The sequence below is a fragment of the Blastomonas natatoria genome (genome assembly GCF_003201955.1).
GTDB classification, from domain to species: Bacteria; Pseudomonadota; Alphaproteobacteria; order Sphingomonadales; family Sphingomonadaceae; genus Blastomonas; species Blastomonas natatoria.
In genome coordinates, this window is the sequence record NZ_QJJM01000010.1 from 13,810 (window position 1) to 32,236 (window position 18,427).

An 18,427-nucleotide genomic window follows, 5' to 3' on the forward strand; every position below is an offset into this window, starting at 1 on the left:
TGCTATAGGAGCAAGTCATGGGCGTGACCAGCGGCCATGCAACACGGAAAGGCGAAGTGACGGCTTGCAAGGCCCGGGCCCGAAAAGGAACCAGCGTGCCAGGCGGACCTGACACGCTGGTGGCCGGGAGTGCGACCCTTCAGGGCTGGTATCAGTCGTCGATATTGCGGCGGAACGTCTCCGGCAGGAAGATCAGGCCGATGACCACCGTCGCTGCAGCGACCAGAACCGGATACCACAGGCCGTAATAGATGTTGCCGGTGGCCGCGACCATCGCGAACGCCGTCGTCGGCAGGAAGCCGCCGAACCAACCGTTGCCGATATGATAGGGCAGCGACATCGAGGTATAGCGGATGCGGCTGGGGAAGAGTTCGACCAGCATCGCCGCGATGGGGCCGTAGACCATGGTCACCAGCATCGCCAGCGCCCAGAGGATGGCGACCACGGCAACCTTGTTGATCTTGGCCGTGTCCGCCTTTTCGGGATAGCCCGCCGCGATCAGGCCGGCTTTCAGCTCGTCCTGAAAGGTCTTGATCGCGGCCTTCTTGTCCTCACCCGAAAGCTTGCCGGCATCGGGTGCGGCAAAGGTCCTGTCACCGACCCTGACCATCGCGATCGTGCCCGCCGCTGCCTCCGCATTGGCATAGCTGATGCCGGCCTTGGCGAGATAGGTCTTGGCGATATCGCAGCTTGTCGTATCGAAGCTGTTCTTGCCGACCGGATCGAACTGGAACGAGCACTCGTCCTGGTGCGCGCTGATCGTCACCGGGGCCGAAGCCTGGGCCGCGGCGAGCGCGGGGTTGGCCGCCTGGGTCAGCGCACCGAACAGCGGGAAGTAGAGCATCGCCGCCAGCGCGCAGCCGCCCAGGATGATCGGCTTGCGGCCGATCTTGTCCGACAGCCAGCCGAAGAACACGAAGAACGGGGTGGCCAGAGCAAGTGCGATCGCGATCAGGATATTGGCGGTCGCGCCATCGACCCGAAGCGTCTTTTCGAGGAAGAACAGCGCATAGAACTGGCCTGCATACCAGACCACCGCCTGGCCTGCGACCGCACCCAGCAGCGCAACCAGCACCCAGCGCAGGTTGCCCCATTGGCCGAACGCCTCGGTCAGCGGCGCCTTTGAGGTCGTGCCCTCGTCCTTCATCTTCTGGAAGACCGGGCTTTCGTTGAGCTGAAGCCGGATCCACATCGACACCGCGAGCAGCACGATCGAGATGAGGAACGGCAGGCGCCAGCCCCAGGCGGCAAAAGCCTCTTCACCCAGCGCGAAGCGGAAGCCGATGACCACCAGCAGCGCCGCGAACAGCCCGAAGGTCGCCGTGGTCTGGATCCAGCTGGTATAGAGCCCGCGCTTTCCTTCGGGCGCGTGCTCGGCAACATAGGTGGCAGCGCCGCCATATTCGCCGCCCAGCGCCAGGCCCTGGGCCAGCCGCATCAGGATGAGGATGATCGGCGCCGCGACCCCGATCGAGGCGTAACTCGGCAAAAGGCCGACCGCAAAGGTCGAAAGTCCCATGATGCCCATGGTGACGAGAAAGGTGTTCTTGCGCCCGACCAGATCGCCGATCCGCCCGAAGACCAGTGCGCCGAATGGCCGCACCGCAAAGCCTGCCGCAAAGGCGGCGAGCGCGAAGATGAAGCCGGTGGTCTCGTTCACGCCCGAGAAGAACTGGGCGGATATGTACGTCGCCAGAAGCCCGTACAGATAGAAATCATACCATTCGAACACCGTGCCCAGCGAGGAAGCGGCGATGACCATCTTCTCCCCCTGGGTCGCTTGGTGATGCTTGGGTAAAGCATCCTCGTACACCGTAGCCATTGTACCCACTCCTCTGCTTGTGTCGTTAGAAGGTATATTTCGCCGCCATCTCCAGGCGATCCATCTGTCCCTTCAATCCGTTGGCCACTTCCCGCTCGGCGTGACGCACTTCGATGCCGATGTCGAGATTCTTGACCGGGGACCAGAACAGGTTGACCGCCGCGCTATAGGCGGAAACATTGGCGAGCCCCGGCACGATGACGCCGCCGGGATAGTCGGCATGCTGGTAGCCCGCCGCAATGGTCGAGCGCAGATTGCTCGTCCAGCCGAGCTTCAGCGATGCGAAAGCCGCGAAATTCTCGACCTTGAGCAGCCGGTTGCCCAGCGCGATCCGGTCGTACAGGGCATCGGGCGCATAGCCGAGGCCGAGATAGCGGCCGATGCCGTCGCCATAGGTCGCGCTGAAGCGGATATCGTGCCGCTTGTCCGGCCCGAAGGCGACTTTGCCGCCCGCCGAAATGCCCCAGCCCATCGCATCGTCGTCATTGCCGCCGTCATGCACCGAAAGCTGGCGCACCAGCCCCGCGACATGCAGGTCGAGGTTCGGCTGCTTGTAGACCAGCTTGGCGACCAGATCGGGCACGCGGTCCTGATCGTTGTCGGCCAGCGCGGCATTGGTGGTATTCACCGTTTCGGTCTGCGGATTTTCCAGCGCGAGATGCAGCTCCAGCCCTTTGGCCAGCGGCTGACGATACTGGACGATCATCTGCCGGACGAACACCGTGCCTTCGAGCGGCCCGACGAAATCGGTGCTCTCGGGCAGGAGCGCGGGGTTCTGGAAAGTGGTCCATTCCTGGCCGATCAGGAACTTGTCGAAGGTCAGGAAAGCGCGGCGCAGCGTCGGCGTATAGGCATTGGTCGCGCGCTGCGCGCCGGGCGGCGCGGTCGCCAGTGCGAAATCGAACTCGATATGGCTCTTCAGTTCCTTGCCCGCGAGCGGGGTCGAACTGGTGAAGAACAATCGCGTCTGGCGCGCATTGGCCATGAAATCGCGGGTCGATGTGCCGCCGACGGGGATCTGCTGCGGCAGGTAGAATTCCTTGCCCAGCGATCCGCCGGCCAGCATGCCGTCATCGTAACGGGTGGCACTGGCCACCGCCTTGACGAAACCGCCGAGCTTGAAGGTGGTGCTGCCGACGCGGAAACCCTCGGCGGGTGCGGTCGGCTTGGCCTCGAGCGCGGCGACCCGCGTCACCGCCTGCTCGCTGGCACTGGCGGCCTGGCTGGCAGCGGCAGCGGTTTCCGCCTGCACCGTGCGCGCAGCGACCAGGTCGGCGCGCAGCGTCTGCATTTCGGCCTCGAGCCGCGCCAGCCGCTCCTCCAGCGCCTGTTCGCGCGCGGTCTGAGCCATGGCCGTTTCCGGCGCGACCAGCGCGCTTGCGGCCAGTAACGCCGCCCCCAATGATCGATAACCCATCGGCATCGCTCTCTCCTCAGTCTGCGCCGGGTGCTCCCGGTCGCAGCCTCAGTCTTTGCCGATTGGCCTTCGCCTTCCAGAGCGACCATGGTCGGATATCTACGACCTTTGTCTAATGGCCCCATCGGGCAGCGGCGGCTTATCATCGCGCCAGCCCTGCGCCCTCAGACGCAGCTCAATGAGGAGAGTGACCATGGCCGATGCCGTCTATCCCGTGCCCGCCGACTGGGCCGAAAATGCGCTGATCACCGCGCCGGTCTACGAAGAGCGCTACCGCATGTCGATCGAGCAGCCCGATGCCTTCTGGCGGGAAGAAGCGGCGCGGATCGACTGGATCAGGCCGTTCACCCGGGTCAGCGAAGCGAGCTTCCACGAGGCCGATTTCGGCATCAAATGGTTCGCCGACGGCACGCTCAACCTCGCCGCCAACTGCCTCGACCGGCACCTCGAAGAGCGCGGCGATCAGGTTGCGATCCTGTGGGAGGCGGACAGCCCGGACGCAGCTTCGCGCGCAATCACCTATGGCGAACTGCACGAGATGGTCTGCCGCTTCGCCAACCTGTTGAAGGCGCAAGGCGTGCGCAAGGGCGAGCGGGTGACGCTCTACCTGCCGATGGTGCCCGAGGCAGCGGTCGCGATGCTCGCCTGCGCGCGCATCGGCGCGATCCATTCGGTGGTGTTCGCAGGCTTCTCGCCCGAGGCGCTCGCCGGGCGCATCCAAGATTGCGACAGCCGTATCGTCGTCACCGCCGATGAAGGGCTGCGCGGCGGCAAGAAGGTGCCCCTGAAGGCCAATGTCGATGCCGCGCTCGGCCATAATTGCGAGGCCGTCGATACCGTCATCGTGCTGAAGCACACCGGCGCCGACGTCCCGATGACGCAAGGCCGCGATATCGACTGGGCGATGGGCGTCGCCGCGCAATCCGCCGATTGCCCGGCAGAGGAAATGGGCGCGGAAGACCCGCTGTTCATCCTCTATACCTCTGGTTCGACCGGCAAGCCCAAGGGCGTGCTGCACACCACGGGTGGCTATGCCGTGTGGGCTGCGATGACCTTCCAGTATGTCTTCGATTACCGCCCCGGCCAGATCTACTGGTGCGCGGCAGATGTGGGCTGGGTCACCGGGCACAGCTATGTCGTCTATGCCCCGCTGATGACCGGCGCGACCACGGTGATGTTCGAAGGCGTGCCGACCTGGCCCGATGCCTCGCGCTTCTGGCAGATCGTCGACAAGTTCGGCGTCGAGATCTTCTATGGCGCGCCCACCGCGCTGCGCGCGCTGATGCGCGAGGGCGACGAGTGGGTGACGAGGACCAGCCGCAAGTCCTTGCGCCTGCTCGGCTCGGTCGGCGAGCCGATCAATCCCGAGGCGTGGGAATGGTATCACCGCGTCGTCGGCGAGGGCCGCTGCCCGATCGTCGACACCTGGTGGCAGACCGAAACCGGCGCGTGCATGATGACCCCGCTGCCCGGCGCGCATGCGCTCAAGCCCGGCTCGGCCGCCAAGCCGATGTTCGGGGTTAGGCCGCTGCTGCTCGACAATGAGGGGCAGGTGATCGAGGGTGCGGGCGAAGGCTGTCTGGTCATCGACCGCAGCTGGCCCGGCCAGATGCGCACCGTCTGGGGCGATCACGAGCGCTTCTTCCAGACCTATTTCACCACCTTCAAGGGCCTGTATTTCACCGGCGACGGCTGCAAGCGCGACGAGGATGGCTATTACTGGATCACCGGCCGCATCGACGATGTGATCAACGTCTCGGGCCATCGCATGGGAACGGCAGAGGTCGAAAGCGCGCTGGTTGCGCATCCCAAGGTCGCCGAGGCTGCGGTGGTCGGCATGCCGCACGCGGTCAAGGGCCAGGGCATCTATGCCTTCGTGACGACCAATGTCGAGGTCGAGCCCGACGAGCAGCTGCGCCGCGATCTGGTGCAATGGGTCCGCCGCGAGATCGGCCCGATCGCGACGCCCGACATCATCCAGTTCACGCCCGCGCTGCCCAAGACCCGTTCGGGCAAGATCATGCGGCGCATATTGCGCAAGATCGGGGAGAACGACCTGTCGAACCTGGGCGATATCTCGACGCTTGCCGATCCGCAGGTTGTCGAGCATCTTGTCGCAGGCAGACCGCAACTGGCAGATGCGACATAGAAACGATCCTGATCGCGGATGACCACCCGCTGTTCCGCCAGGCGCTGATCCTGGCGGTCAGCCGGGTCGCTCCGCAAGCGCAGATTCTGGAAACCGGAACGCTCGCCGCAGCCGCTGCCGCAGCCAGCACCGCGCAAGGACTACGCCTCATCCTGCTCGATCTCAAGATGCCGGGCGCGCTTGGATATTCGGGCATCGCCATGCTGCATGCCGAGCGGCCCGAAGTGCCGATCCTGGTCGTTTCCAGCGCGGAAGGTAATGCGGTCGCTGAGGAGGCTCGGCAGCTCGGCGCGGTCGGCTTTCTCTCGAAGGACAGCGATCTCGGTACGATCGAAGCGGCGATTGCGCGGGCCCTGGGCGGTCGCGCTCCAGCGGCTTCTTTGGCGACCGGCCCCGAGCCATTGCCACAGGATGTCGCGGGCCTCACCCCGACCCAGCTGCGCGTGCTGCGCGAGGTGATCGACGGCAAGCTCAACAAGCAGATCGCGCACGACCTCGCGATGAGCGAGGCGACGGTCAAGGCGCACATGACCACGATCATGCGCAAGCTGGGCGTGCAGAACCGCACCCAGGCCGCCCTCGTCGCCCGCTCGCTGGGGCTCGACCTCAGGCATTAGAGCATGATGACAAAAAGTGGGAACCGGTTTTTGTCAAAAAATCATGCGACAACAAACAGATAGACCGCGCTGACGGTTCAGCAAAACGTCATCGCGGTCTAGGCGGGTTCGCGGGCTCCGGCGGCGACATTGGCGAGGAAACCGCCGATCAGATCCGCCCCCGCCGGCTTGGCGATCAGCACCACGCCCATGCGCGCCGCGCGCCGTGCCAGTGCGGGCGAACCCTGCGCGGTGACGAGCGCGGCGGGAAGCCCCGGATGCTGCTCGCGCAGCGCCGCGATCAGCGCGAGGCCGTCGATCGACGCGCCGAGCTGATAATCGACCAGCGCGGCATCGAACGGCCCTGCTTGCGCCAGCGCCGCTGCCGGGCCATCGGCCCCGTGCGGATCATGGCCGAGCAGTCCGAGCAGGCTGGTCGTGCCCTCGACGATCAGCGGGTCATTGTCGACCACCAGCACCTTGAGCGCTCGATCAGGCCACATGGCGGGCGCAGGAGCGGTAATCGGGGTTGGCGCATCGATCGGCCAGGCAGCGGGCAGCGACAGGCTGAACCGGCTGCCCTTGCCCGGCACCGACTTGACCTCGATCACCCCGCCGAGCAGCCGCGCGATCCGCTCGGACAGCGCAAGGCCCAGCCCCAGCCCTTCGGCCTCGACCGTGCCCAGTCGGGTGAATTCGGCAAAGATCGCCTCGATCTGGTCCTCGGCAATGCCGACGCCGGTATCGATGATATCAATGCGGATGCGGTTGCCGCGCCGCCGCGTGCCGATCAGCACCACGCCCTCGGGCGTGTAGCGCAGCGCATTGGACAGGAAATTCTGCAGGATCGAGCGCAACAGTCCGGGATCGGTATGGACATGGCCCGATAGCGGCCCGATCCGCAGGCCCAGCCCCTTGTCCTCGGCCATCGGCACGAAGCTTTCGGCAAGATCGGTGAGGAACGGCCCCAGCGCCACCGGCTCCGGGCTCGGCTCTACCCCGCCTGCATCGAGCCGGCTGATATCGAGCAGCGCGCGAATGAGGCCGTCCGCCGCGCCGATCGCGCTGTCTATCCGCCGCGCCAGTTGCTGCGTGCCCGGTTCGGCATCGCGAGTCAGCGCGGCGGTAAACAGCCGCGCGGCATGCAGCGGCTGCAACAGGTCATGGCTCGCGGCGGCGAGGAAGCGCGTCTTGTCGCGCGTCGCCTGTGCGAGCTGGCGGTTGGCGCTGCTCAGCTCCTGGGTGCGGTCGGCGACACGCTGTTCCAGCTCGGCCAGCGTGCGCTCGAGCTCGTCGCGCATCCGCGCCTCGGCGGTGATGTCGGTAAAGCTGGTGACATAGCCGCCGCCGGGCATCGGCCCGCCCACGGTCTTGATGACGCGCCCGTCCTTGCGCTGCCGCTCGAAGCTGTGCGGCTGTCCCCGACGCATATGGCCAAGCCGCTTTTCGACATGATGCTCGATATCCTCCGATCCGAAATCGCCCAGCCGCGCATTATAGCGGATGAGCTCCGCAATCGGCGTGCCCACGCGCACCAGACCCGGCGGATAACCGAAAATGTCGAGATACTGGCTGTTCCACGCGACAAGGTTCATCTCGGCATCGACCACGCTGATCCCGGCATCGACATTCTCGAAGGTGGCGGCGAGCAGCTCGCGCGAAAAGCGCAGCGACTGGCCGCGCTCGCCGAGCAGACGCGTGACATCGGCCAGGCTCATCTGGCTGCCCGCGAGCGCCGAGGCGACCAGCGCGCGCGCCGAAGATGCGCCCACCACGCGGGCAATGAGGTCGCGCGCTCGTTGCGCAGCGGCACGGGTGATCGGCACGCCCGGCGCAGCATCGGGAAATTCGGTGCGCGCCCGCTCGGTCCCAACAAAGCTGGCGGTCAACCGCGCGAGATCGTCGAGATCGCTGATCTTCTGCGCGCCGCGCAACTGCCACAGCAAGGGCCGCGCCTGCACCTTGCGCGCCGCGACAAGGCTATAAGCGATCAGATTCGCCCCCAGGCTCCAGGCGACGCCGTGTACCAGCGGCGAGGCATTGCCGATGCCGAACAGCCGCATCGGATCGACCAGCGTGCCTTGTAGTGCCATCATCCAGCCATCGGGCAGGATCGGCGGCAGGGCGAGCGTGTAAAGCCACAGGGCAAAGCCTATGCCCAGGCTCACCCGGGCCGCCAGCGCATCGCGCCCGCCGCCCTGCGTCGCCAGGATAAGATGCGGGGTGAACTGCGCCATCGCGGCGAACGCGACGAGCCCGATCGAGGCGAGCGTATTCTCCGCCGGGATCAGCAGCGCCCAGGCGAGCGAGGCAGCGACGATGCCCAGGATCGAGGCCCGCCGCACGCGCAGCATCCGCCGCCCGAACGCGCCTTCGGCCGCATCCGATCGGTCGCGCTGCAGCAGCGCCGGAAAGATCAGGTCGTTCGAGACCATGGTGGCGAGCGCGGTCGCATCGACGATCACCATCGATGCCGCCGCGCTGATCCCGCCGATCAGCGCCAGCACCAGCACGCCGCCATTGCCCGCCAGCGCCGGAATCTGCAGCACATAGAGGTCGGCGCCCGTATCCGCCTGCACCAGGCTGGCCCCGGCGAGCGCGATCGGCAGCGCCATGATCGCCATGACGGCGAGATAGGCCGCAAGCCCGAACCGCGCGCGGTGCAGCGCGCCGGCATCCTGCGCCTCGACCAGCCCCATATAGAATTGCCGCGGCAGCGCGATGATCGCCATGGCCGAAATGAGGAAGATGACCGCGAACTCGACCGATAGCCGCTCGGGCTGAAAATTCTCGGCCAGCAACGCCGCGCCGCGATCGACAGCGCCTCCGTCAGCGCCAACCAGCAATACCGCAGCGACCGCCGCGACCGCCGTCAGCGCGACGATCTTGATCACCGATTCCAGCCCGATCGCATAGACCAGCCCCTCGCTGCGTCCCGCGAGTTCATAGCGGCGAGCGCCGAACAGGATCGCGAACAGCGCGAGCAGCACCGCCGCGCCGATCATCGCGGCATCGGCCATCGGCTTGCCCGATGCGAGCGAGAGCGCGCCGCCGATCGAGCGGAACTGCAGCGCGACATAGGGAATGGTGCCAACAAGGGCGATCAGCGTCACCAGCCGCGCGACGCCATTGTCATGCCCGAAGCGCGCGGCGATGAAATCGGACACGGTGGTCGCCTGCTCCTCCGCCACGGCCTGGGCGAGCCGCCTGAGGAAACGCGGGGCGAACAGCAACAGACAGATCGGCGCGAGATAGATCGGCAGATAGTACCAGCCGTCGCGCACGATCGACCCGACCGCGCCGTAAAAGGTCCAGCTGGAGCAATAGACGCCCAGCGCCAGCGTGTAGGCCAGTTGCCTGAGCCAGGGCCGCCGCTCGGCCTCGTCCGCGCGCCGCTCGACCAGAGCCGCCACCGCGAACAGCAGCAGGATGACCGCAAGCCCGATCAATGCCGCCGACGGCAGGCTCATAAGCTCCAGCGCTCCTCCCCCCGGCCCAACAGGGCTCGTGACGGTCAGTTTATGTCAGGGGAGCGAGCCCGGTCAATCGCGCCCGACGAACAGCTCCGCCATCGCATCGATGATCGCCTCGCGATCGAGCCGGTAGGTGCGGTAGAGGTCGGGCAGATCGCCGGTCTGGCCGAAACGGTCGGTGCCGAGCGGGCTCACGCGGTGCCCCCTCACGCCGCCGAGCCAGGAGAGCGCGGCGGGCGACCCGTCGAGCACCGTGACCAGGCCTGCGGTCGGCGAAAGCTGTCCGAGCAGCCTTGCGACATGGCTCTGCCCGCCCGGTTTGCCGGTCCAGCGCGCGGACCTCTGCGCCGACCAGTCGCGGTGCAGCCGATCGGGCGAGGTGACAGCGAGAAGACCGAGGCCGGGAATGTCACCCTTGAGCGCCTCCCACGCCTCTAGCGCTTCCGAAGCGACCGCGCCGCAATAGACGATAGCGGCTTCGGCTCCCGGACCAGGCTCACGCAGCCAGTAAGCGCCGGCGAGCGCATCGGCCTCCCACGCGCTGTCGGTGCGCGCAATCTGCTCGATCACGCGGGTCGTCAGGCGCAGATAGACCGACGCGCCATCCGCTGCCTGCATGTGCCGGAATGCGAACGCCATCATCAGCGCGACCTCATCGGCAAAGGCCGGTTCGAAGCTTTCCAGCCCCGGCTGGCCCATTCCGATCAGCGGGGTGTTGATCGACTGATGCGCACCGCCCTCGCCCGCGAGCGTGATGCCCGAAGGCGTGCCGACCAGCAGGAAGCGCGAATCCTGGTAGCAGCCATAGTTGAGCGCATCGAGCCCGCGCGCGATGAACGGATCATAGACAGTGCCCACCGGCATCAACCGCGTGCCGAAATGCGGGGCGGAAAGGCCCAGGGCCGCGAGCGCGAGGAAGAAATTGTTCTCCGCGATGCCCAGCTCGATATGCTGACCCGCCTGGTGCGCCGCCCATTTCTGCGCCGAGGGGATCTTCACGCGCTGGAACACGTCCGCCAGTTCCTGCCGCCGGAACAGCCCGCGCTGGTTGACGAACGCGCCGAGATTGGTCGTCTGCGTGACATCGGGCGCGGTGGTGACCAGACGGTCAGCAAGCGGGGCATCGGACTTGGCGAGATCGTGCAGGATCTTGCCGAACGCAGCCTGGGTCGACTGCTCCCGGCCTTCGGGCACGGGCAGCCGGTCGGGCAAGGGAATCGTGGGCGCGGCATGTTCCGCCTGCTTGCGCGCGATCGGGCTGTCGGCAACGAAGGCCTGGAGCGCGCTGGCGAGATTGTCTCCGAGCCCCGACCATTTGCCCCATTCCTCGCCCGGCGCGATGCCGAGCGCATCGCGGAAACCCTCGATCTGTCCGGCATTCATCATGCCCGAATGATTGTCCTTGTGCCCGGCGAGCGGCAGGCCATAGCCCTTGACGGTATAGGCGATCAGCAGCGTCGGGCGCTCGTCGTCCATGCTGTCGAACGCGTCGAGCAGCGTCTCGATGCAATGGCCGCCGAGATTGGTCATCAGCTGCGCAAGGCCGGCATCGTCGAACGATCCGAGCAGCTCGGCCACGCCGCGCTTCCTGCCGATATCGTGCATCAGCCGCTCGCGCCAGGCCGCACCGCCCAGATAGGTGAGTGCCGCAAAATCAGCATTGGGGCAGGTCTCGATCCAGTCCTCAAGCGCCTTGCCGCCTGGCAGCTGGAACGCCGCGCGCTGCAGCTTGCCATGCTTCAAGGTCACGACGCGCCAGCCGCAGGTCTCGAAAATGTCGTCGAAGCGGCGGAACATGCGGTCCGCAGTGGTCGCGTCGAGCGACTGGCGGTTGTAATCGACGATCCACCAGCAATTGCGCAGGTCGTGCTTGTAGCCCTCGATCAGGCATTCGTAGATATTGCCTTCATCGAGCTCGGCATCGCCCATCAGCGCGATCATCCGCCCCGACTGCTCCTCGCGCAGCTGGCCGTGCGCGATGAGGTAATCCTGCACCAGCGAGCTGAACGCGGTGATCGCGACGCCCAGGCCCACAGATCCGGTGGAGAAATCGACCGGAATGCTGTCCTTGGTCCGCGAAGGATAGCTCTGCACCCCGCCAAGGCCGCGAAACCGCTCCATCTTCTCGCGCGTCTGCTCGTCGAGCAGATAGTGGATCGCGTGCAGCACCGGGCCGGCATGCGGCTTGACCGCCACCTTGTCCTGCGGGCGCAGCGCGTGGAAATACAGCGCGGCCATGATCGCGGTCATCGATGCGCAGCTCGCCTGATGCCCGCCCACCTTCAGCCCGTCGCGCTTTTCGCGGATATTGTTGGCATTGTGGATCATCCACGAAGACAGCCAGCGCAGCCGCTGCTCGATTTCGGTGAGCAGCCGGACAGTCTCGGCGCGGCTTTCGGTAGAGACGGTATCGATGACCATGGGGGGCCTTTTCGTCAGATCGGGGGGAATCGTGACCTCTCCCATGCCCGAAAAGTCCGGGCTTCATCCAGCATTTTCGTGCGCCAGCGTTCGCTCTCGCGTCCGCGCCGGTTGAACCCCTGGCCGCTTGCTGCTAGCTGCGCGGCGGACTCGCCGGGGCCGCATTCGCGCGGCCCGATCTCGCCTCTTGCCGCAAGGACAGTATATGGTCCCCCGCTATTCCCGCCCGCAAATGACCGCCATCTGGGAGCCGGAGGCAAAGTTCCGCATCTGGTTCGAGATCGAGGCGCACGCCACCGATGCGCTCGCCGAGATCGGCGTGGTGCCCAAGTCCGCCGCCAAGGCACTCTGGGCCTGGTGGGCGACCAACCCTGTGATCGACGTCGCCGCGATCGACGCGATCGAGGCGGTCACCAAGCACGATGTCATCGCCTTCCTCACCTGGGTGGCAGAACAGGTCGGCGACGAGGCGCGCTTCATGCACCAGGGCATGACCAGCTCGGACGTGCTCGACACCTGCCTTGCGGTGCAGCTCGCACGCGCCACCGACATCCTGCTCGCCGACATGGACGCGCTGCTCGAAGCGATCGAGCGGCGCGCGATGGAGCACAAATATACGCCGACCATCGGCCGCAGCCACGGCATCCATGGCGAGCCGACCACCTTCGGGCTCAAGCTTGCACAGGCCTATGCCGAGTTCGACCGCTGCCGGGCGCGCCTGAAGGCGGCGCGCGCCGAGATCGCCACCTGCGCGATTTCCGGCGCGATCGGCACCTTCGCCAATATCGACCCGCGCGTCGAGGCGCATGTCGCCAAGAAGCTGGGTCTGGCGCTGGAGCCCGTCTCGACCCAGGTCATCCCGCGCGACCGGCATGCGATGTATTTCGCGACGCTTGGCGTCATCGCCTCTTCGATCGAGCGGCTGGCGACCGAGGTGCGCCATCTGCAGCGCACCGAGGTGCTGGAAGCGGAGGAATATTTCTCGCCCGGCCAGAAGGGTTCGTCGGCCATGCCGCACAAGCGCAACCCGGTGCTGACCGAGAATCTCACCGGCCTCGCCCGGCTGGTGCGCAGCGCGACGATCCCGGCGATGGAAAATGTCGCCCTGTGGCACGAGCGCGATATCTCGCACAGTTCGGTCGAGCGCTTCATCGGTCCCGATGCGACGATCACGCTCGATTTCGCGCTGGCACGGCTGACCGGCGTCATCGACAAGCTGCTCGTATATCCTGAACGGATGCAGAAGAATCTCGACAAGATGGGCGGGCTTGTCCACTCGCAGCGCGTGCTGCTGGCGCTGACCCAGGCAGGCGTGAGCCGCGAGGACGCCTATCGCCTGGTCCAGCGCAACGCGATGAAGGTCTGGGAATCGGATGGCGCGCTGTCGCTGCTCGATCTGCTCAAGGCCGACGAGGAAGTAACCGCCGCGCTGTCGGCCGAAGAGATCGAGGAGAAATTCAACCTCGATTATCATTTCAAGCATGTCGACACGATCTTTGCGCGCGTCTTCGGCTGACGTGCCAGGCGCGTAACGCGCGAACAGCCACGAGCGAACCGCGAGGGCCGGGCCTGGCGCCCGGCTGTCGGAGGCTCTCTCATGGCCAGTGCAGTTTCTTATGGTGCCACCTCTCCGCTGACGGTGGCTTTCCATGCCGGGTCGGCGGGCGAATGGCAGGTCGTGCGACAATCGACCCGGATCGGCGAGGACTTGCCTGCGGCCGAGCGCATCGGCACAGCTCCGACGCTCGCACCGGCTCTCTGGACGCTCACCGGCTTCACATCGAACCTGCGCTACACGACGGGGGCCGAGCGGCTGAAGCTCGATGCGCGCTCAGCGCCGCTGGGACGCAGCGAAGCGCGGATGGCCGCACTGATCCCGATCCGCAAGTCTGCGGCTTGGTGGGCAATGGCGCAGGATGAGCGCCGGGCGATCTATGAACGATCCGCCCATACGCCGATCGGGCTTGGCTATCTGCCCGGGATAGCCCGCCGCCTGCACCATTGCAGGGACCTTGGCGAACCATTCGACTTTCTGACCTGGTTCGAATTCGAGCCCGAGCTGGAGGGCGAGTTCGACGATCTGCTGGCGCGGCTGCGCATTACCGAGGAATGGCGCTTTATCGATCGCGAAATCGATATCCGGCTGATCCGCGCCGATTGCGCTGCAGCCCCTGCCGGATAGCGGACTGGCCAATCGCGATTTATCCCCCTATGCTCTCCGCTCGACCGCCGGGACGCGGGCAGAATTCAAGGAGACAGCGCGGTCATGCAGTTCCTCAAGACGCTGGTGATCATCATGATCGCCGTCGTGTTCGTCGTATTCGCCTATAACAACTGGCAGGCCGTGACGGTGGATCTGTGGGGCGGGCTGGAACTGGTGACCAAGCTGCCGGTGCTGCTGCTGATGACCTTCCTTGCCGGATTCCTGCCTCTCTGGGCCTATCACCGGACGGCCAGCTGGCGGCTGAAGCGACGGATAGCGACGCTGGAGGGCAATCTCGCCCGCAATGCAGCGCCCGTCGCCACGCCTTCGCCTGGCGCGCCCTTGGCACCTATGCCAGCTGCAGAGACGACAGAGCCGGAAACTGCGCTGCGATCGGTCTGAGAGAATTCAACAGGGGTACATTCACGTCATGTCCAATCCCATCTATCTCGCGGTCGATCTTCCCGACCTGGCGCGCGCCACCGCTCTGGTGCAGCAGGTGCGAGGCCATATCGGCGGCGTGAAGCTGGGCCTGGAGTTCTTCTGCGCGCATGGTCATCACGGCGTGCACGAGATCGCGAAGCTGGGCCTGCCGATCTTTCTCGACCTCAAGCTCCACGACATTCCCAACACCGTCGCCGCTGCGATGCAGGCAATTCATGTGCTGGAGCCGGCGATCGTCACCATCCATGCTGCCGGTGGCCGCGCGATGATGGAGGATGCCAAGGCGGCCGCAGGGGCGCATACCAGGGTTGTCGCGGTCACCATGCTGACCAGTCTCGACGACACCGACATAGCGCGGATCGGCTATTCAGGGACGGCGCATGACAATGTGCTGCGCCTTGCCGATCTGGCGCATCAGGCCGGGCTCGACGGCATCGTCTGTTCGGGGCAGGAGGTCGGCGCGGTCCGCCAGCAATGGCGCGACGGCTTTTTTGTCGTCCCCGGCGTGCGCCCTGCCAGCGCCGTCCTGGGCGACCAGAAGCGTGCCGTCACGCCGCGCCAGGCCCGCGATGCGGGGGCCTCGGTGCTGGTCATCGGCCGCCCCATCGCGCGTGCCGAGAACCCTGACCAGGCCGCGCGCGACATCATGGCGACATTGTAGAACACCCCCCATATTACCGTCACCCCCGCGAAGGCGGGGGTCCCGCTTTTGCGCCAGGTAACAGCAAAGCGGGATTCCCGCGGTCGCGGGAATGACGAGACACGGGAAACGAAGGTAACATGACCACCCTCATCAAGATCTGCGGACTTTCCACCGAGGCGGCGATCGATGCCGCCGCGCGCGAGGGCGCGACGCATATCGGCCTGGTGCATTTCGAGAAGAGCCCGCGCCATGTCACGCTTGAACAGGCCGGCGACCTGCGTCGCCGCACGCCGTCTCATGTCCAGGTCGTGCTGCTGCTGGTCAACGCCTCGCCCGAGCTGACCCAGCGCGCTCAACGCACCGTGCGGCCCGATGTCATCCAGTTCCACGGATCGGAAAAGCCCGAATGGCTGCGGATCGTGAAGCAGCACATGCCGGTCGAGGCGTGGAAGGCTCTGGGCCTGCGCAGCGCCGAGACGCTGACCAACGCCCGCCGCTTCGATGGCAGCGGCGACCGGCTGCTGTTCGATGCCCCCGCCCAGGCGCTGCCCGGTGGAAACGGATCGGTGGTCGACTGGTCGCTGCTGGTCGGGCACAGCCACGCCCTGCCCTGGGGGCTGGCAGGTGGACTCAGCCCCGACAATGTCGGCGAAGCTCTGGCTGCGACACGGGCCCCGCTGGTCGATGTCTCCTCGGGCGTGGAAAGCGCTCCGGGAGTCAAAGATATGGACAAGATCGCCCGCTTTTGCCAAGCGGTTCGCGACCATGACCAATACAGCAACCCAGCTTAACAGCTATCGCAATCAACCCGACGCACAGGGCCATTTCGGCCAGTTCGGCGGGCGCTATGTTGCCGAAACCCTGATGCCCCTGGTGCTCGATCTGGAGAAGCACTATCGCGCCGCCAAGGCCGATCCCACGTTCCAGGCGCAGTTCGACGACCTGCTCGAACATTATGTCGGCCGCCCCAGCCCGCTTTATTATGCCGAGCGGCTGACCGAGGAACTGCGGAAAGATGCCCCCGCAGGCAAGGGCGCACAGGTCTGGTTCAAGCGCGACGAATTGAACCATACCGGCGCGCACAAGATCAACAACTGTATCGGTCAGATCCTGCTCGCGATGCGCATGGGCAAGACGCGGATTATCGCGGAAACGGGCGCGGGTCAGCACGGCGTCGCCACCGCGACCGTCTGCGCGCGCTTCGGCCTGCCCTGCGTGATCTATATGGGCGCGACCGACGTCGCGCGGCAGCAGCCCAATGTGTTCCGCATGAAGCTGCTCGGCGCGGAAGTCGTCCCCGTCACATCGGGCGCAGCAACGCTCAAGGACGCGATGAACGAAGGCCTGCGCGACTGGGTCGCCAATGTCCACGACACCTTCTACATCATCGGCACCGCCGCAGGCCCGCACCCGTACCCGGAACTGGTCCGCGATTTCCAGAGTGTGATCGGCAAGGAAGCGCGCGCGCAGATGCTCAGCCGCATCAATCGCCTGCCCGACCTGCTGGTCGCGGCGATCGGCGGCGGATCGAACGCGCTCGGCCTGTTCCACCCGTTCCTCGACGATGAGGTCAAGATGCTCGGCGTCGAGGCGGCGGGCTATGGCCTCGATGGCGACCAGCATGCCGCGAGCCTCTTGGGCGGCTTTCCCGGCATCCTGCACGGCAACAAGACCTACCTTTTGCAGGACGAAGACGGCCAGATCACCGAGGGCCATTCGATCAGCGCGGGCCTCGATTATCCCGGCATCGGCCCCGAACACGCCTGGCTCAAGGACATGGGCCGCGTCGAATATACCGCGATCACCGATGACGAGGCGCTCGACGCCTTCCAGCTGCTCTGCCGCACCGAGGGCATCATCCCCGCGCTCGAGCCCGCGCATGCGATTGCGGCAGTCGCCAAGATCGCCAAGGACATGGACCGCGACCAGATCATCCTCGCCAACCTGTGCGGCCGCGGCGACAAGGACATCTTCACCGTGGCCGAGAAGCTGGGAGTGGAGATGTAGCGAAGAAATTGCCCTCTCCCCTTCAGGGGGGAGGGTTGGGAGGGGGGAATGCGATGCGGCCCGAGACATTGACCCAACGAGCAAGGGCCATGCGCATCGAAGCCACCGAAACCGAGATAAGACTTTGGCTTGAGCTTCGAGCCAAAAGATTTGCCGGAGTGAAATTTCGGCCACAGAAAGTGATCGGAAATTACATCGTAGATTTTGCCTCACGCAATCCGATGCTGGTAATTGAGGTCGACGGCGACAGTCATGATGGCCGTGAAGGCTATGATGCGGCGAGGACAAATTATCTGGAGAGCCTGGGCTATCGAGTGCTGCGCTTTACCAACTATGATGTAATGACCGCGATGGAAGGTGTATTGATGTTGATCGAAACGGCGGTTCAGGCCCCCCTCCCAACCCTCCCCCCTGAAGGGGAGAGGGCTAGATGAGCGCGCGCCTTTCCTCCGCCTTCCCCGCCGACCGCGCCGCGCTCGTGTGCTTCGTCACTGCGGGCGATCCTACGCCCGCTGCCACGCCCGCGATCCTCGACGCGCTGGTCGAGGGCGGCGCGGATGTGATCGAGCTGGGCATGCCGTTCACCGATCCGATGGCCGATGGTCCTGCGATCCAGGCGGCGAACCTGCGTTCACTGGCTGCGGGCACAAAGACCGCCGACATCCTGCAGATCGCCACCGATTTCCGTAGCCACCACCCCGATGTGCCGCTGGTTCTGATGGGCTACGCCAATCCGATGACCCGGCGCGGACCCGAATGGTTTGCCGATGCCGCGGCAGCGGCTGGCGTCGATGGCGTGATCTGCGTCGACATTCCGGTCGAGGAAGACGCGGCGCTTGGCCCGGCTCTCCGCGCCAAGGGCATCGCCCCGATCCGGCTCGCGACGCCGACCACCGATGCCGCGCGGCTGCCCGCCGTACTCGATGGCGCAGGCGGGTTCCTGTATTACGTCTCGGTCGCCGGGATCACCGGCAAGCAGCAGGCGGTGCAGGCGAGCATCGAGGAAGCGGTGACCCGGCTCAAGGCCTCGACCGACCTGCCCGTCGCGGTCGGCTTCGGCGTGCGCACGCCCGAGCAGGCCGCCGCGATCGCCCGCGTTGCCGATGGCGTGGTCGTCGGCAGCGCCATCGTCGATATCGTCGCCGAACATGGCGCGGCAGCGGCAGGCCCGGTGCGCGACTATATCCGCAGCCTCAGCGACGCGATCGCCACGGCGCGCGCCACAACGAACGCCTGATAGGAGCATCCCCCC

At 65.9% G+C, this 18,427-nt stretch carries 14 protein-coding genes; 10 read left to right on the plus strand and 4 right to left on the minus strand.

The window, feature by feature from the left end:
* Positions 1-151: 151 nt before the first annotated feature.
* Both C7451_RS13180 and C7451_RS13185 read right to left on the minus strand, forming a co-directional pair.
* Entirely contained in the window at positions 152-1,822 is a 1,671-nt protein-coding gene (locus tag C7451_RS13180; protein WP_110299442.1) for an MFS transporter, read from the minus strand.
* Between the two features lie 25 nt (positions 1,823-1,847).
* Complete coding sequence (locus C7451_RS13185) at positions 1,848-3,245, minus strand: DcaP family trimeric outer membrane transporter (protein ID WP_244181876.1); 1,398 nt, start codon at positions 3,243-3,245, stop codon at positions 1,848-1,850.
* Positions 3,246-3,432: 187 nt separating this feature from the next.
* Here C7451_RS13185 and acs point away from each other — a divergent pair, with 187 nt between their 5' ends.
* Together acs and C7451_RS13195 are read left to right on the plus strand one after the other, a co-directional pair.
* Positions 3,433-5,388: an acetate--CoA ligase gene (gene acs / locus C7451_RS13190; RefSeq protein WP_110299444.1), complete on the plus strand. Its 1,956-nt coding sequence runs from the start codon at positions 3,433-3,435 to the stop codon at positions 5,386-5,388.
* Positions 5,385-6,005: a LuxR C-terminal-related transcriptional regulator gene (locus C7451_RS13195; RefSeq protein WP_110299558.1), complete on the plus strand. Its 621-nt coding sequence runs from the start codon at positions 5,385-5,387 to the stop codon at positions 6,003-6,005. Before acs ends, C7451_RS13195 begins: the two co-directional genes overlap by 4 nt.
* 98 nt (positions 6,006-6,103) lie before the next feature.
* Here C7451_RS13195 and C7451_RS13200 read toward each other — a convergent pair whose 3' ends face one another.
* Positions 6,104-9,454 carry a hybrid sensor histidine kinase/response regulator gene (locus tag C7451_RS13200; protein WP_110299445.1) on the minus strand — a complete coding sequence of 1,117 codons (3,351 nt, stop codon included), beginning with the start codon at positions 9,452-9,454 and terminating at the stop codon, positions 6,104-6,106.
* Between the two features lie 72 nt (positions 9,455-9,526).
* A complete protein-coding gene (locus tag C7451_RS13205; RefSeq protein WP_208625216.1) occupies positions 9,527-11,878 on the minus strand; it encodes a transketolase in 2,352 nt (783 codons plus the stop codon).
* A gap of 205 nt (positions 11,879-12,083) precedes the next feature.
* Here C7451_RS13205 and purB point away from each other — a divergent pair, with 205 nt between their 5' ends.
* From purB to trpA, 8 genes are all read left to right on the plus strand, one after another.
* Entirely contained in the window at positions 12,084-13,394 is a 1,311-nt protein-coding gene (gene purB, locus C7451_RS13210) for an adenylosuccinate lyase (protein ID WP_110299446.1), read from the plus strand.
* An 81-nt stretch (positions 13,395-13,475) separates the two neighbouring features.
* Positions 13,476-14,060 carry a chlorite dismutase family protein gene (locus tag C7451_RS13215; RefSeq protein WP_110299447.1) on the plus strand — a complete coding sequence of 195 codons (585 nt, stop codon included), beginning with the start codon at positions 13,476-13,478 and terminating at the stop codon, positions 14,058-14,060.
* An 84-nt stretch (positions 14,061-14,144) separates the two neighbouring features.
* Positions 14,145-14,483: a LapA family protein gene (locus C7451_RS13220; RefSeq protein ID WP_110299448.1), complete on the plus strand. Its 339-nt coding sequence runs from the start codon at positions 14,145-14,147 to the stop codon at positions 14,481-14,483.
* Between the two features lie 28 nt (positions 14,484-14,511).
* Positions 14,512-15,186 carry an orotidine-5'-phosphate decarboxylase gene (pyrF, locus tag C7451_RS13225; RefSeq protein WP_110299449.1) on the plus strand — a complete coding sequence of 225 codons (675 nt, stop codon included), beginning with the start codon at positions 14,512-14,514 and terminating at the stop codon, positions 15,184-15,186.
* Positions 15,187-15,305: 119 nt separating this feature from the next.
* The gene (locus C7451_RS13230; protein WP_110299450.1) at positions 15,306-15,959 is read left to right on the plus strand and encodes a phosphoribosylanthranilate isomerase; all 654 of its coding nucleotides are present in this window, start codon (positions 15,306-15,308) and stop codon (positions 15,957-15,959) included.
* Positions 15,934-17,175, plus strand: coding sequence for a tryptophan synthase subunit beta (gene trpB, locus C7451_RS13235; RefSeq protein ID WP_110299451.1), 1,242 nt, complete (start codon positions 15,934-15,936; stop codon positions 17,173-17,175). Before C7451_RS13230 ends, trpB begins: the two co-directional genes overlap by 26 nt.
* A 53-nt stretch (positions 17,176-17,228) precedes the next feature.
* Positions 17,229-17,609 carry an endonuclease domain-containing protein gene (locus C7451_RS13240; RefSeq protein WP_110299452.1) on the plus strand — a complete coding sequence of 127 codons (381 nt, stop codon included), beginning with the start codon at positions 17,229-17,231 and terminating at the stop codon, positions 17,607-17,609.
* Positions 17,606-18,412, plus strand: coding sequence for a tryptophan synthase subunit alpha (trpA, locus tag C7451_RS13245; protein WP_110299453.1), 807 nt, complete (start codon positions 17,606-17,608; stop codon positions 18,410-18,412). The genes C7451_RS13240 and trpA overlap by 4 nt, the downstream gene beginning before the upstream one ends.
* Positions 18,413-18,427 lie beyond the last annotated feature (15 nt).

Excerpts from the sequence above, each read along its gene's own strand:
- acs (WP_110299444.1), top strand. The coding sequence starts at position 3,433 with ATGGCCGATGCCGTCTATCCCGTGCCCGCCGACTGGGCCGAAAATGCG.
- C7451_RS13220 (WP_110299448.1), top strand. The coding sequence starts at position 14,145 with ATGCAGTTCCTCAAGACGCTGGTGATCATCATGATCGCCGTCGTGTTC.
- trpB (WP_110299451.1), top strand. The coding sequence starts at position 15,934 with ATGACCAATACAGCAACCCAGCTTAACAGCTATCGCAATCAACCCGAC.
- C7451_RS13185 (WP_244181876.1), bottom strand. The coding sequence starts at position 3,245 with ATGCCGATGGGTTATCGATCATTGGGGGCGGCGTTACTGGCCGCAAGC.
- trpA (WP_110299453.1), top strand. The coding sequence starts at position 17,606 with ATGAGCGCGCGCCTTTCCTCCGCCTTCCCCGCCGACCGCGCCGCGCTC.
- C7451_RS13230 (WP_110299450.1), top strand. The coding sequence starts at position 15,306 with ATGACCACCCTCATCAAGATCTGCGGACTTTCCACCGAGGCGGCGATC.
- C7451_RS13240 (WP_110299452.1), top strand. The coding sequence starts at position 17,229 with ATGCGGCCCGAGACATTGACCCAACGAGCAAGGGCCATGCGCATCGAA.
- C7451_RS13205 (WP_208625216.1), bottom strand. The coding sequence starts at position 11,878 with ATGGTCATCGATACCGTCTCTACCGAAAGCCGCGCCGAGACTGTCCGG.
- C7451_RS13215 (WP_110299447.1), top strand. The coding sequence starts at position 13,476 with ATGGCCAGTGCAGTTTCTTATGGTGCCACCTCTCCGCTGACGGTGGCT.
- C7451_RS13200 (WP_110299445.1), bottom strand. The coding sequence starts at position 9,454 with ATGAGCCTGCCGTCGGCGGCATTGATCGGGCTTGCGGTCATCCTGCTG.
- purB (WP_110299446.1), top strand. The coding sequence starts at position 12,084 with ATGGTCCCCCGCTATTCCCGCCCGCAAATGACCGCCATCTGGGAGCCG.
- C7451_RS13180 (WP_110299442.1), bottom strand. The coding sequence starts at position 1,822 with ATGGCTACGGTGTACGAGGATGCTTTACCCAAGCATCACCAAGCGACC.
- pyrF (WP_110299449.1), top strand. The coding sequence starts at position 14,512 with ATGTCCAATCCCATCTATCTCGCGGTCGATCTTCCCGACCTGGCGCGC.